Raw genomic sequence first — 13,111 nt, 5'->3', positions numbered from 1 at the left:
AATGTATCAACCAAAAGAATTATATTCAACGTTTCAGCTCTTAAAAATCGAAGAAAAGCTATCAGCATCTATCGGGGAAAAAATCACGATTGATTCCACCGACTTGAAATGCTTAAAATCTACAACGCGAAGTAGTATTTATAAACTGGTTGTGAGCACAAAACATGATTCTTTTCCACTTATCTTTAAAACGTATAGTAAGAATAATTATAAAAACGACATTGAAATCAATATGTATACAAAAGGTTATTCCAAGTTAAAGTCTTTTTTTCCAACTATTTACTTAGTGGAAGAATATAAAGAAGAAACGTGGATATTCATGGAATTTGTGCAACAAGTTCGAGGTCAACTAGTGTTCACACCAAAGCATTTTCAATCCATTATTCCATCGGTAGCAAAACTGCATGCTAATACGTTTGACAGTCATTTTAATGAACAGGCAATGGAATGGAGCTCTTGGCTACCTATTTATGATTCATTCACTATGCGAAAAGAACGCTCAAAAGCGATTGCTAACACGATGAATTTCCTTCAAGAATCCTCAAAAAACCGAGAACTCAAATCCATTCTTTCACCTCATAAAAGTTCTTTATATAAAATATACGAAAAGGGTCCTGATTTTTTTCCAGAGTTATTAGAAAGTGGTTCTGCCCTAACTCATGGCGATTTGCACATGCAAAACATATGTAGCCATGAAACGGTAAAAAACGGCCCTTGGCCAATTCAATTTATCGATTGGGAGTCTGCTAAATACGCTCCTTCTTGGCTAGATTTAATCGTATTAGTTGAGCTGTTAATTGCTTTTCGAAAAGACTGGCAAAAAGACGGCAATTCTATTCGAACAGAGTGCATTAAAGCCTACCTTCAAGAGATGAAAAAACACGGCATTTCCTTTAAAGAAAATCCGACCCACCTTTATAAAATGGCATATTTGCAGCGAACTCTTGAAAAGGGATTACAAACACAACTGCGAAGAATTTATGAAAATCGTGGTGGTGAGCTATTACCTTATCACCTTCATAAACTTGAAACCTGGGGTAAAGACCTTGGAATTTATAAATAGTAAGCGAACGAATCGAGGTGTTATGTTATGAACGATTCTTTTTCGACAAATCTACCTCCGTTTTTCCCTGATTTACTCCACACCATGGATCAGTTTTATGCTATTTCATCAAATAATCCAGCTTTCATTTCCAAACCAGGATTCCAAGCTGCAAAAGCACTCATCAGAAAGCCAAAGCTTCGTATTTTGTATGTCACCTTTTTACGCTACCCTAATACAGGAGGTTTAGCTCACTATATCAACCATGTTAAAGATGGTTTTTCAGAGCTGGACTATCACGTTGATGTACTCTCACCTCTTAGCATGTCGAAAGAAGAGCTTGAGACCCATATTCCAGTTCAAGCTTCAAAAGCAAAAGAGTTTATGAGTAAACGCTACGGGTTGGTTAGCGAGAAAATTGTTAAAAACACAAGCTTCCTCACTGTTTTTAACGCTTTTTTAGAAAAACAAAATCTTAAAAATTATGATATTATTCATGCTCAAGATCTCTTCGCAGCATACCTTCTCGCTCACCTCAACCAAAAACTTCACAAACCCATTTTCTTTACTCCGCACGGTCATTTTACCAAAAGTCGCATCGATTTTTACAAGATGCAACAAGGATCCCTTGAAGAAGCCTATTTTACAGCGATTGAGAGAGCTGGCATACGAGGGGCTTTCCGAATTATCACAATCAGCGATTCATTTCATCCACGACTAAAGGAGCTTGGAGCATCAAATCAACAATTAAGGACCGTTCATACCGGCGTGAAAGTTCCTTCACTGCGTACTTCTTATAGCAAAGCAACAAATAAACTAGTTATTACATGCATCGCACGATTAGGACCTAGAAAAGGACATGAATTCTTTCTTCAAGCTCTTTCTCATCTAAAACAGTTCGAAGATTATATTGAAGTATGGATTGTGGGTGATGGTGTTATGAGAAAACATCTTGAAAAAATCCGTAGCGATTTAGACTTATCATTCGTTACGTTTTTCGGCAAACGTCATGATGTCTTTGACATTCTGCAACAATCCGATATCTACGTTCTGCCAACACTAAATGATAACCTCCCTTTATCAATCATTGAAGCAATGCATGCAAAACAAGCCATTATAACATGTGATTGTGGAGGTATACCTGAGATTGTTACAAACAGACATTCAGGACTCGTTTGTAAACCCGGAAACGTTGCTGAACTAAAGCAAGCTCTTGAAGAACTCATTTGCAATGCCGAATATCGTAAAACAATAGCGAACCAAGCCTTTGAGTTTGCAACCACTCATTTAACCGCGGATGTAATGATTGCTAAAATACAAGCAGTCTACGAAGAGTGGTGGAAGACCAATACAAAAAAGGAGAATGAATGTGATGAATAAATCAAATTGTGATAAATTATGAAGGTACTAGTGACAGGCGGAACAGGCTTTATTGGCTCTCATGTTGTTGAATGTTTATTAGAAAATGGGTATACTCCTGTTGTCCTTGATAATCTATCAAGCGGGATTAGAAGCAACCTTGCTGATAACGTTTCTTTCTACAACATGTCAATTTTGTCAAAAGAGATTGAGCAGGTATTTAAAATTGAAAAACCAGAAGTTGTTATCCACTTAGCGGCACAAGTCAATGTTTCGACTTCTTTAAAAGCCCCCGTTGAAGATGCAGCAACTAATATCTTGGGAACTATTAACTTGCTAGATATGTGTAAAAAACATGCGGTCAAAAAATTTATTTTTTCTTCTTCTAGCGCTGTATACGGTGATGCCGACACAGTGATTGATGAAGAAACACCCACATCTCCTCTTTCCTTTTACGGAACTTCAAAACTTGTATCGGAGTCTTACATTCAATTATTTCAACGGCTACACGGCCTCTCTTTTACAATTTTCCGCTATGCTAACGTATTTGGGCCACGTCAAAAATCAGACGGAGAAGGTGGCGTTATCAGCATTTTTATTAACCAATTACTAAATGGTAAAACCCCTTCTATTTTTGGGACCGGTAATCAAACTAGAGACTTTGTGTTTGTTGAAGATGTAGCGAAAGCAAATGTTCTTGCTATTAAAAGTGGTGAGAATGAAATTATTAATATTAGCTGCAATCATCAAATTAGCATTAATGAACTGTTTAAACTGTTAGCTGCGGAGATTTCTTCATCTGCTACTCCTAATTATCTACCTGGACAAAGCGGAGAGATTTTACACAGTCAATTAAACAATCAAAAAGCACTTCAAACCCTTGGATGGAAACCTTCTAGCGACATTCATACGCACTTGCTCAAAACAATTGAACACTTTCAATCCTATAGGAGCTAACACAAGAAGCTACCAGAAATTCCTGGTGGCTTTTCTAAATAAAAAGGCACAAATTGGAGACTCTAATTTTATTACTATAGAGTTATTTTTATTCCTTTCATTTGAAGGTGGGATTACATGGTCTTTCCAACAATTCACACAAACTTTTGGGATGCAATAATCGCTGTTCCATGCGTGATGATTATAACCCAACTTTTAAAAATCTTCTTCAAAATCAATAAGAAATATGTACCAACAATCGCTTTATTAATAGGGTTAACAGTTTCTATCTTTATCAGCCACCCAAAGGATTTAATCGCTGGCCTTTTTATGGGATGGTTTTATGGATATGGCGCCATTGGTTCCTATGCTTCCTTACAAACAACCCTACAAGCTTTTCGTACAGAAACAAAACAATAAAAGAGTACGTTTGAAGAACTTTATTTATCAGACCTAAGCCTTACAATAAACTCCCCTTATAGCTCTATTCTAATTAGCATTTTTTGGATATATAATAGCTGTATAACACTTTAAAAAGGGTGATTACACTGTATATACCAAAAAAAATTGGCGTTTTGAGCTGGTTTGCTACTTGCTGCTATTTTTTGATTGAACCATTCTTTATTTATACTTCTCTTGTTCCCTATAGCTTTTTATACCAAGCTATGAGTGATCTTGGTGTTACTTCATGTGGTGAATATACGTATTCACTGGCACCTTACACGATCTGTTCTCCTTTTCATCTTTGGATGAACGTCTTGTTTATTATAAACGGTTTAACTCTCGCTATTGGGATTTTGTATTTAGCACAAAACCTTGCAAAAACAAAAGTGAGACATCTAGCAACGATCTTCCTTTTACTATTGGCATTAGGAAATATCGTTTCTGGATTCATACCAGCTGATATAAATCTATTTTGGCACTCCATTGTTGCTCAGGTGGGGATGATCACTACTTTAGCCGGACTTTGGATATACGCGAAGCTTTTACCTACAGGACGCAAATGGACGCTTATTTGTTTAACCATTCTATTTATGATTCTATTATTTATAATGTTTGTTTTCTTTTTTCCAATGCCTGTCGGTTTATTACAGCGCTTATTTTATTTCGTTATTTTCATATGGGGAACCGTTCTTGCCTTCTGGGACATAAAACAATGATAAAAAGCTCCCCATAAACCAATGGCTTCAGTAGGAAATAGAGGGGATAATTTTGCTACAAGCCCCCCTCTACTGTACTATCCGGTAGTGAATAATTTTTTTGACTTGTCAAATAAGGCATTTCCAACTCATGAGCATAGACAGGAACGTTCCACTTATCAACTAGGTCAATAATAGAACCAATATGATCAAAATGAGCATGGGTCGAAACGATTGCTTTAGGCTGAGCACCCACACCGAATCGGTCTTCAATTTCCTTTAAAATCATTGGAGCCGACTCTGGCATTCCTGCATTCACTAACACAAATTCATTCTCATGTTGGGGATTACCTAAAAAGCAAATGTTTACAATCTGAATGGTATAACTATAAATATCAAGAGCTACCTCTACTCCTTTATCATTAGCTACAGGTGTTACTGGAATAAACCGTTCAGTAGATGAGCTACCTTGCATTTCCATATCCATTTTATACACTCCCTTTTTTTGTACCTTTTCATTGTGCACTAGTTTATACTCAGTATACATTCGTACTTGTGGTCATCTATTTGTTTTTATGATATCGTTTTACATAATAACTCTTGAGAAATGAGGAATTTATCATGATTACATACGAAGCCTTACATCACGTAAGCATAGCCGTAACAAATATTGAAAAAGCCAAACATTTTTATGGAGATGTTTTAGGATTACAAGAAATTAAGCGTCCAGATTTTGATTTCGAAGGAGCTTGGTACGGAGTTGGGAATCAACAAATCCACTTAATCGTTTTTCCTACTGCTCAAACCCTTCGTGGAACAACGGAACTAAGCAGTCGTGAAGGTCACTTTGCTCTTCGTGTAGCTGACTTTGAAGAGACGCTCCGTCATTTAACCTCTAAAGGAATTGAGACCCTTGAAAAACGAAAGAGTAAAAGCGGCTTTGCCCAAATCTTTTGTGCAGACCCTGATGGGAATTTAATTGAGCTAAATGTTGAACAGTCTTCATTAAAAAAAGAGTGTGGGACATAACAAAATGATTGCTTCTAAAAGACGAACACTAGCTGTTCCCATCTTTTTAGTTTGTCTGAACACGTTCGTTCCACCCTGTTTCCAACACTGTTTTCACAATCAACCAAAAAACCTGAACGATTAAAAGTTATGAACTCTCAATCGTTCAGGTATAGTAGAGGCTGAACTACTTATATCTCAGTCTCTTTTTTCTATTCAAGCAGCTGCATCACCGCTTCTAATAATACATTTACGCCTTGTTCACACTGCTTCCACTCAGTAAATTCCTCCTCGCAATGACTTTTACCATTCAAGCTTGGTACAAAAATCATCGCCGTCGGTACATAGCTAGCAATAAACTGCGCATCGTGACCCGCTCCGCTTACCATTCGCTTATAAGAATACGTGAGGTTTTGCGTTGCTTTCTCAATAACTCCACACACTCTTTCATTAAACCATACGGTATCTCGTCCCCATTGTTTCGTTGCTTTCATCGCACAGCCTTCCGCTGCTGCTAAAGAGGATAGGTTTTTAATTATTTCTTCTACTTCTGCAATAACATTCATATCCTTGTGTCTAGCTTCAATGGTAAAAATAACTTGATTTGGGATGACGGTATGAATATTTGGCAAGACGTTCATGCGCCCCATCGTAAAAACTAGTTCTTCATCAATTGCGCTCAGTTTTTCACGCGCTTTTTGGATAATTGTATTAGTAGCGAACAGGGCATCTTTTCTCATCTTCATTGGTGTGGTGCCTGCGTGATCGGATTCACCTGTAATTTCAATTTCATAGCAAACCATCCCAAGCACACACTCCACTACTCCAATTGATAGATTTTCACTTTCCAATACAGGGCCTTGTTCAATATGTAGCTCCAAAAATGCAGCAGCTTCTGTTAAGCGGTTTGTAATATCTCCCTCATAACCACTTGCTGCTAAAGCTTGCTCAAAAGTTGTGCCTTCCACATCTTGTTTCTTTAACATTGTCTGCTTATCAAATTTCCCAGACAACACTCCTGAAGCCATCATTGAAGGTTCAAATCTAGCTCCCTCCTCGTTTGTAAAGTTCACAATCATAATGGGAACTTTCGGCTTAATGTTGTTCTCTACAAGAGTTCTTACAAGCTCTAACCCTGCCACAACTCCTAGTACGCCATCGAAGCGACCACCTTTTTTTACCGTATCGAGATGAGAACCCATGACAATAGGTGGCTTATCTTCAACTCCCGGTAAAGTTGCATAGATACATCCCATATCATCAATTTTAACTGTCATGCCTAGCTGCTCGCAGCATTCGCAGAAATAATCGCGTACCAGTCGATCTTCCTTAGATAGAGATAGCCTTGTAACACCGTTATTAATTGTTTTTCCATAGTCAGCAAATGCTTCAAGCTCTTGTTTTAACCGTTCACCGTTTACTACTAATTTTTGTCTTTGCAAAGCAACCACTCCTTCGTTTCTTCTTAAATGAATGATGTGGAAAATACTTGATGTCGAAAAATGAATATTCATTATTATGACATAAGCAACGATGCAAATCCCCTTTTATGTTAGGACTCCTAGCAAACTCTTACTTTATAACAAATTATACAAAAACACTGCTTTTCCTCTTCTTAATTTATAATTTATGATTTCTAGCCTTACTTATAACAAATGTTCATAAATAAGTGCTTTCCTTTATACTACGGTTCAGTAAACACTTCTCTTTGAAATTCCGATAAAACGACATAAAGGTGACAAAACTAGTTCTTTTTTTACAAAGGGGTGTGAGGCAAGAGAGTCGTATTTATATGTACATAAAAAAAACAAAAGTCACTTCAAAATGACTTTTGCTTTTATTTAGATCCTTCATTTTTATTTCGTCTTGCAATACTCACAACCGTTACTAGAAACCCAACAACAACAGCAATAATTAAAAAGATAGTTGCTGCAAACAAATAACCCATTATGTTCTCTCCTTCAGTGTAATCTAGACATACCTATCTTACCACAGCCATATCATTTAACAAACCACATTCAAAATATGTCGCAGTCATTTCATAACTTCAGGTTTGTTTTAAAATTTAAAGGGAAAAATAAACATAAATTCGGAAAACCCCTTTTCTTTTTCTGAATTATGTTGTAATATAAATGTAACATAAATGTAACAAAAGCAACATGAATGTTACATAAAAGATGATTCATTTAGGAGGGAGAATCACAATGAAAAAATTTAAACTAGTTCTAATGACAATGGCTCTTTTCTTTACAATGACTGCAGGTGCTACGGCCGCAACAACGTCAGCAACCCTATCAAATAACCAAGCTATTAAAATTGCGGCGGACGCAAACACTCGCTATTGGAATACATTACACGGTTACAAACAAAAAGCGTGTACACAAAAAGCATTTACTTATAAAGGCACTTATTATTCTTATGTTTGCAGCGAATTTGATACAAAACAAAAAGTTACTTCTTACTTAAGTGGAGTTTATACAAATAGCGCAATTAATGCAGGACTAACAAAATACGGTTTTATCACACATAACGGCAAGCTAGCTCGTCCAGTTGGAGATGGTGGAAACATGTTAGAGTGGAATAAAGCCAAAGTTAAATTAACATATCAACGTTCTGATGTACGCTCTTACGAATTCACTGTTCCTGACGTAGAAGGTGGCACTGTAAAACGCACGGTCACATTCTATAAATCAGGAGCTACATGGAAAGTAAATAAATTTGATGCTGTACAATAATAAAAAGGTAGGCTTTCGCCTACCTTTTTATTATTGTACTAACGACATGCCAGGTGCTTCTGAATCCCGCTCTTGAAACCCGAGCTTCTTATAAAACTGCTGTTTTCCTTTTACAGCAAAAAGTTGAATGGACTCAATTCCTCGTTCGTTACATTTATTGACGATTCCTTCAATAACTTGCTTTCCTAGCCCTTTTTTTGATAAGTTGGAGCTACCATCACATCACAAATTAAAGCTTGGTAAATACCATCTGAAATCATTCGTCCGAACGCAATTAACTGATGATTATCATAAATAGAAAACGTATAAAAGCTATTGCATACCGCTTCATAAAGCTGCTCTTTCGTATAGCTTGCTTTTTTACTTTTCTTTAAGCCACTCTCTTCATGAAGATATGCAAATTGATGAAACGCAGGTAACTGCTCTGTTGTTATGTAACCCATTATTCTGTCCCTTCCTTTCTTTCCACTAGATTTATCTATTTTACTTTCATTAAGTTTGAATAAATAAACACCGATATAAATATTTATACAATAAAAATTATAAAAATTCAATAGTAATCCATCACTTTAAACAAACGGCTAATTTTTGTCACAAAAAGAGTTTGGGACATAACAAAATGATTGCTTCTAAGAGACGAACAATAGCTGTTCCAATCTTACGCTCCATTCCACCCTGTTTCCAACATTGTTTTCACAATCAACCAAAAAGCGGCCACTCGCTTTCCGCGGGGAGGAACCTGAGCTTCCTCGCTGCGCTGCGGACCAGTTTTTCCTCTTCCCGCAGGAGTCGAGTGTCCTACGCTCCATTCCACCCTGTTTCCAACATTGTTTTCACAATCAACCAAAAATGAACGATTAAAGTGAGAAACTCTCAATCGTTCCAGGTTTTATCATTGGCTGAATTACTTATGTCCCAGCCTCTCTTCAGTAAATATTTCATGTGCTAAAAGTTCGTAGGATTGAAGGCGCTCTTCAAACGATGGAATGAACGAAACGAGCATAAACTCATCCACTTGATAAGCGTCCTGCATAGATTTAAGCTTATGTTTGATTGTCGTTGGTGAACCAATCAGCATTTTCTTTTCAATATCAGCTTTAACCTGATCATCTGGCAATTCGTCAATATATTGCTTTGCTTCATCAACTGGAAGGAGACCTACTTTGCCGTCTCCTCTTTCACTTTGAATACTCCATGCTAACGCACTGTGAGCAAGTTCTTTTGCTTTTTCATCTGTTTCTGCACAAATAACCGATACCGTTAATAAAGCTTCTGGATGTTGCTGTCCTCGATGAGATTGAAAGCTTGTACGATACTCGTGCAAAATCTCTTCTGGGTCTTTGTTACTCATAAATTGTCCAAATGCATACGGCAAGCCGTACTTAGCAGCTAGTAAAGCGCTTTTTTTGCTTGTTCCAAGAATCCACGGTACTGGAGAAACCGCGGGCAATGGAGCAGCCTTCAGGCCAGTAACAGCGCTTTTTTTATAGTTTAGAAAATGAAGCAACTCTTCTACTAAAGCAGGCATCTTAAATGCTTGCTGCAGAAAGTTATCCGAAAGAGTTGTCATGACGTCTGTTCCGCCTCCTGGTGCTCTACCTAGCCCAATATCAACGCGATCAGGAAGCAGCGCTGCAAGTGTATTGTACACTTCCGCTACTTTATAAGGCTTGTAATAAGGTAATAAAACGGCTCCAGGACCAAGCCGAATTTTCTTCGTTTGTGCACCAATATAGCTAAGCATGACTTCTGGTGCGGAGCTTGCTAATCCCTTTAAATCATGGTGCTCAGACATCCAATAGCGCGTGTATCCCAGTTTATCTGCTAGTTTTGCAAGCTCAACAGACTCAACTAATGCTTGTTGAGGTTCTTGACCCATTCTTATTGGTGATTGATCAAGTATGCTAAGTTTCATTTAGGTTGCTCCTCAACAAGAGTTAAGGTAAACGTTCCTATTTGATTTTCCTGATATAAGTTTGTAACGGATGTAAAGTATGTTTGAATGACAGCAAAAAAAGACTCATTCTTTGCCGGAATACGAACATGAAACTTATTTTTATATAACAAGGTGGTAACATCATGATATGCTTCGCTTGTCACGTCAAATTCAAACGTAATGTAGCGCTTTTCTTGTTCTTGCTTTTCTTCAAAATGTCGAACTATAAGCTTTGTGTCGTTTAGCCATACTTCATTTATCATTGTATCACTCCTTACGTATAAGCATCATAGCACTACCTTATACATAAGAACAACTAATTGGATTCTCACTTTTGAGAAGAAGCAGGCTTTTTAAACACAAAATACAAAACGACGCCCACAAATGCAAAGACAATAAAAGGAATGGTATAGCTAGTCGCAATTTCCTCAATATTAATCCAGTTTTCTTTTAGCTGAATCCCTAAATAGACAAATAGTATGGACCAAGGAACCATTGCTAAAATGGTTAAGAACGTGAATTTCCAAAACGACATTTTTGCAATGCCAGCTGGAATAGAAATAGCATGCCTAACCACCGGTACAAATCGAGCGGTAAATACAATTCCTGTTCCATATTCCTTAAACCATTTTTCTGAAACATCTAGGTGTTTTTCACGAATAAATAAATACTTTCCATACTTTTGTAAGAATGGACGTCCACCGTAAGCTCCGATCCAATATAAAAACCATTGAGCAATCGTTCCACCAATTATTCCAGCGATAACTGCTCCCCAAAACGTAATAATTCCTTTCGTTACCATGTAGCCACCGTATGCTAGTACAATCTCACTCGGGATTATTTCAACCATCAACCCCAATGCAATGCCAATGTACCCAAAGCTTGTCAGCAGCTCTAAAAGATCTGTTAAAAACGCTCCCATGCCTCCACCTACTTCCTTATTGTGGTCAAGCTCTATGACACTATCATATTAACGTTTTTACTTATGTATAACTTTTCTCCACACGAAAAAGAGTTTGGGACATAACAAAATGATTGCTTCTAAGAGACGAACAATAGCTGTTCCAATCTTTTTGGTTTGTCTGAACACGTTCGTTCCATTGCGCTACGGCCACTCGCTTTCCGCGGGGAGGAACCTGAGCTTCCTCGCTGCGCTGCGGGATCTCAGTTTTCCCTCTCTTTCCCGCAGGAGTCGAGTGTCCTACGCTCCATTCCACCCTGTTTCCAACATTGTTTTCACAATCAACCAAAAAACCTGAACGATTAAAAGTGAGAAACTCTCAATCGTTCAGGTTTATCATTGGCTGAATTACTTATGTCCCAGCCTCTTCTAAGCTTGCACAGGTTCTGTTTTTTCATGATTAACAAGCGCATGATTTTCCCATGCTCTGCTTTTCCAGCGAAAGAACATAATAACGGCTCGCGTCCACTCATCTGCAGCAATTGCTAACCAAATGCCCGCAAGCCCCATATCTAAATGGAACACAAAGAAATAGCCAAGCGGTAAGCTCATGAGCACCATTGAAAACAAGCCAATAAATAATGGATATTTAGCATCACCAGCTGCGCGCAGAGAATTAATTAGGACAATATTCATTGTTCGCCCTGTTTCTAGCACAATACTTAGCACTAAAACCGTAGCACCTAGCGTAATGATTTGTTCATTATCTGTAAATAAACTCATTAGTTTTGTTCGAAACGAAATAACAAGCACTACCATTCCAAGCGTAACCCCTACAGCCCACTTTACACTGTGCCAAACGCGCGTATAGGCTTCATCTTTTTCGTTCCCACCTACTAATCGGCCTACAATAATGGATGTTCCAATTCCAATAGCGATGGCAAACAAGTAAATAAACATTGAAATATTGGTAGCGTACTGCCTAGCTGCTAACGATTCTGAGCCAAGATACGTTGCATAATATAAAAAGACAATTTGACAACCTTGATACATGACTTGCTCAAATGCTGATGGAAGGCCAATCTTTAAGATTTTCCCCATATATTCTTTTGATAACGATAAATAGTACTGAACCTTAACTTTGTATTCCATCACTTGATATAGCAACCAGAAGAAAACCATCAATGCAAGCAAGCGGCTGACAACTGTTGAGATAGCAGCCCCCTGAACACCCATTTCTGGAAAACCAAACTTCCCAAAGATTAATAGATAGTTTCCAACAATATGGAATAAATTCATACCAAGAGATACAAACATAGCTTGTTTTGTAAAGCCATGAACACGGATGATAGCAGCTAACGAGTTAATAATCGCTTGTAAAAAAATAGCACCACCAACAATCGCTAAATAACTTTGCGCGTAAGCCAAAACTTCGCCTTGCAAGTTCATAGCAGCCATCATGCTGCGTGCAAACAATAAAAAGAACACGCTAATGACTATGCCAACAATTAAATTCATAGTAACTGCCAAAGCTGATATTCTAGCGGCTTCCATGTAGCGCTTTGAACCGATGTACTGAGCAACCACAATCGCCGCACCGTTCCCAATTACTTCTAAGATTAAAATCGCAATATGTAGGTATTGGTTTGCTGCTCCTACTCCTGATACCGCGTCATCGGAAAGCGCGCTTAGCATAAACGTATCGGCAATTCCCATCAGCATAAAAAGAAAAACTTCTAAAAAAATAGGCCATGTTAAAAAGAATAGATTTAGCTTTTCTCCAGAGCCCTTTTTGACCTCAACAGCGGTCATACCCTCACCCTCTTTACCGATATCCTTTTTCAACCAAATCGTATCTTAACACACTTTCTCACTACATGCACTACCCTTTTCACCTATTTTTTTCGACATTCGAAAGTTTTTCAAATAAAGAGAAAGAGGATGGGACATAACAAAACAAATTTTCAAAAATATCAACACTCCCTTTTCTCACCTCTTTAGTTACCTGAACAAGTTCGTTCCACTGCTCTACGGCCACTCGCTTTCCGCGGGGAG

The 13,111-nt window shown here is 37.8% G+C and carries 15 protein-coding genes; 7 read left to right on the top strand and 8 right to left on the bottom strand.

What is annotated here, in order from left to right:
- Position 1 precedes the first annotated feature (1 nt).
- The 5 genes from MKZ18_RS09945 to MKZ18_RS09925 all read left to right on the top strand — a co-directional run bounded on the left by MKZ18_RS09945 (position 2) and on the right by MKZ18_RS09925 (position 4,497).
- Positions 2–1,063, top strand: coding sequence for an ecdysteroid 22-kinase family protein (locus tag MKZ18_RS09945; protein ID WP_225001595.1), 1,062 nt, complete (start codon positions 2–4; stop codon positions 1,061–1,063).
- A 27-nt stretch (positions 1,064–1,090) separates the two neighbouring features.
- Positions 1,091–2,422: a glycosyltransferase family 4 protein gene (locus tag MKZ18_RS09940; protein ID WP_144594085.1), complete on the top strand. Its 1,332-nt coding sequence runs from the start codon at positions 1,091–1,093 to the stop codon at positions 2,420–2,422.
- 18 nt (positions 2,423–2,440) lie between these two features.
- Positions 2,441–3,358: an NAD-dependent epimerase/dehydratase family protein gene (locus MKZ18_RS09935; RefSeq protein ID WP_144594084.1), complete on the top strand. Its 918-nt coding sequence runs from the start codon at positions 2,441–2,443 to the stop codon at positions 3,356–3,358.
- 117 nt (positions 3,359–3,475) lie between these two features.
- Positions 3,476–3,757 (top strand): hypothetical protein, encoded by a 282-nt coding sequence (locus MKZ18_RS09930; RefSeq protein WP_025908051.1) that lies wholly within the window; start codon positions 3,476–3,478, stop codon positions 3,755–3,757.
- Positions 3,758–3,885: 128 nt separating this feature from the next.
- Positions 3,886–4,497, top strand: coding sequence for a DUF998 domain-containing protein (locus tag MKZ18_RS09925; RefSeq protein WP_175406285.1), 612 nt, complete (start codon positions 3,886–3,888; stop codon positions 4,495–4,497).
- Between the two features lie 55 nt (positions 4,498–4,552).
- On the opposite strand, the gene MKZ18_RS09920 is transcribed toward MKZ18_RS09925, so the two are convergent.
- Complete coding sequence (locus MKZ18_RS09920; protein WP_260864979.1) at positions 4,553–4,963, bottom strand: MBL fold metallo-hydrolase; 411 nt, start codon at positions 4,961–4,963, stop codon at positions 4,553–4,555.
- A gap of 134 nt (positions 4,964–5,097) precedes the next feature.
- Between MKZ18_RS09920 and MKZ18_RS09915 the strand changes: the two genes are divergently transcribed.
- Entirely contained in the window at positions 5,098–5,505 is a 408-nt protein-coding gene (locus MKZ18_RS09915; RefSeq protein ID WP_025908054.1) for a VOC family protein, read from the top strand.
- Between the two features lie 191 nt (positions 5,506–5,696).
- On the opposite strand, the gene MKZ18_RS09910 is transcribed toward MKZ18_RS09915, so the two are convergent.
- Positions 5,697–6,926, bottom strand: coding sequence for a Zn-dependent hydrolase (locus MKZ18_RS09910; RefSeq protein ID WP_025908055.1), 1,230 nt, complete (start codon positions 6,924–6,926; stop codon positions 5,697–5,699).
- A 762-nt stretch (positions 6,927–7,688) separates the two neighbouring features.
- Here MKZ18_RS09910 and MKZ18_RS09905 point away from each other — a divergent pair.
- A complete protein-coding gene (locus tag MKZ18_RS09905; RefSeq protein WP_025908056.1) occupies positions 7,689–8,219 on the top strand; it encodes an IseA DL-endopeptidase inhibitor family protein in 531 nt (176 codons plus the stop codon).
- 30 nt (positions 8,220–8,249) lie between these two features.
- Here MKZ18_RS09905 and MKZ18_RS09900 read toward each other — a convergent pair whose 3' ends face one another.
- The 6 genes from MKZ18_RS09900 to MKZ18_RS09875 all read right to left on the bottom strand — a co-directional run bounded on the left by MKZ18_RS09900 (position 8,250) and on the right by MKZ18_RS09875 (position 12,868).
- Positions 8,250–8,384: a hypothetical protein gene (locus MKZ18_RS09900; RefSeq protein ID WP_277717578.1), complete on the bottom strand. Its 135-nt coding sequence runs from the start codon at positions 8,382–8,384 to the stop codon at positions 8,250–8,252.
- Between the two features lie 20 nt (positions 8,385–8,404).
- The gene (locus MKZ18_RS09895; protein ID WP_277716583.1) at positions 8,405–8,662 is read right to left on the bottom strand and encodes a hypothetical protein; all 258 of its coding nucleotides are present in this window, start codon (positions 8,660–8,662) and stop codon (positions 8,405–8,407) included.
- Positions 8,663–9,123: 461 nt separating this feature from the next.
- On the bottom strand, positions 9,124–10,134 hold the full coding sequence (locus tag MKZ18_RS09890; protein WP_100347709.1) for an LLM class flavin-dependent oxidoreductase: 1,011 nt from the start codon (positions 10,132–10,134) through the stop codon (positions 9,124–9,126).
- Positions 10,131–10,418, bottom strand: coding sequence for a DUF3219 family protein (locus tag MKZ18_RS09885; RefSeq protein WP_025909566.1), 288 nt, complete (start codon positions 10,416–10,418; stop codon positions 10,131–10,133). Before MKZ18_RS09885 ends, MKZ18_RS09890 begins: the two co-directional genes overlap by 4 nt.
- A gap of 65 nt (positions 10,419–10,483) precedes the next feature.
- Positions 10,484–11,077, bottom strand: a complete 594-nt coding sequence (locus MKZ18_RS09880; protein ID WP_025909565.1) for a DedA family protein — start codon at positions 11,075–11,077, stop codon at positions 10,484–10,486.
- Positions 11,078–11,485: 408 nt separating this feature from the next.
- Positions 11,486–12,868 (bottom strand): MATE family efflux transporter, encoded by a 1,383-nt coding sequence (locus tag MKZ18_RS09875; protein WP_025909564.1) that lies wholly within the window; start codon positions 12,866–12,868, stop codon positions 11,486–11,488.
- Positions 12,869–13,111: the final 243 nt, after the last annotated feature.

The organism is Priestia sp. FSL W8-0001, assembly GCF_038050335.1.
Lineage (GTDB): Bacteria > Bacillota > Bacilli > Bacillales > Bacillaceae_H > Priestia > Priestia flexa.
This window is presented reverse-complemented; position numbering and strand designations above follow the sequence as displayed.

What these genes read in the sequence shown, in the direction of transcription:
- MKZ18_RS09945 (WP_225001595.1), top strand. Translation starts at nt 2, where the DNA reads ATGTATCAACCAAAAGAATTATATTCAACGTTTCAGCTCTTAAAAATC.
- MKZ18_RS09940 (WP_144594085.1), top strand. Translation starts at nt 1,091, where the DNA reads ATGAACGATTCTTTTTCGACAAATCTACCTCCGTTTTTCCCTGATTTA.
- MKZ18_RS09935 (WP_144594084.1), top strand. Translation starts at nt 2,441, where the DNA reads ATGAAGGTACTAGTGACAGGCGGAACAGGCTTTATTGGCTCTCATGTT.
- MKZ18_RS09930 (WP_025908051.1), top strand. Translation starts at nt 3,476, where the DNA reads ATGGTCTTTCCAACAATTCACACAAACTTTTGGGATGCAATAATCGCT.
- MKZ18_RS09920 (WP_260864979.1), bottom strand. Translation starts at nt 4,963, where the DNA reads ATGGATATGGAAATGCAAGGTAGCTCATCTACTGAACGGTTTATTCCA.
- MKZ18_RS09915 (WP_025908054.1), top strand. Translation starts at nt 5,098, where the DNA reads ATGATTACATACGAAGCCTTACATCACGTAAGCATAGCCGTAACAAAT.
- MKZ18_RS09905 (WP_025908056.1), top strand. Translation starts at nt 7,689, where the DNA reads ATGAAAAAATTTAAACTAGTTCTAATGACAATGGCTCTTTTCTTTACA.
- MKZ18_RS09895 (WP_277716583.1), bottom strand. Translation starts at nt 8,662, where the DNA reads ATGGGTTACATAACAACAGAGCAGTTACCTGCGTTTCATCAATTTGCA.
- MKZ18_RS09890 (WP_100347709.1), bottom strand. Translation starts at nt 10,134, where the DNA reads ATGAAACTTAGCATACTTGATCAATCACCAATAAGAATGGGTCAAGAA.
- MKZ18_RS09885 (WP_025909566.1), bottom strand. Translation starts at nt 10,418, where the DNA reads ATGATAAATGAAGTATGGCTAAACGACACAAAGCTTATAGTTCGACAT.
- MKZ18_RS09880 (WP_025909565.1), bottom strand. Translation starts at nt 11,077, where the DNA reads ATGGGAGCGTTTTTAACAGATCTTTTAGAGCTGCTGACAAGCTTTGGG.
- MKZ18_RS09875 (WP_025909564.1), bottom strand. Translation starts at nt 12,868, where the DNA reads ATGACCGCTGTTGAGGTCAAAAAGGGCTCTGGAGAAAAGCTAAATCTA.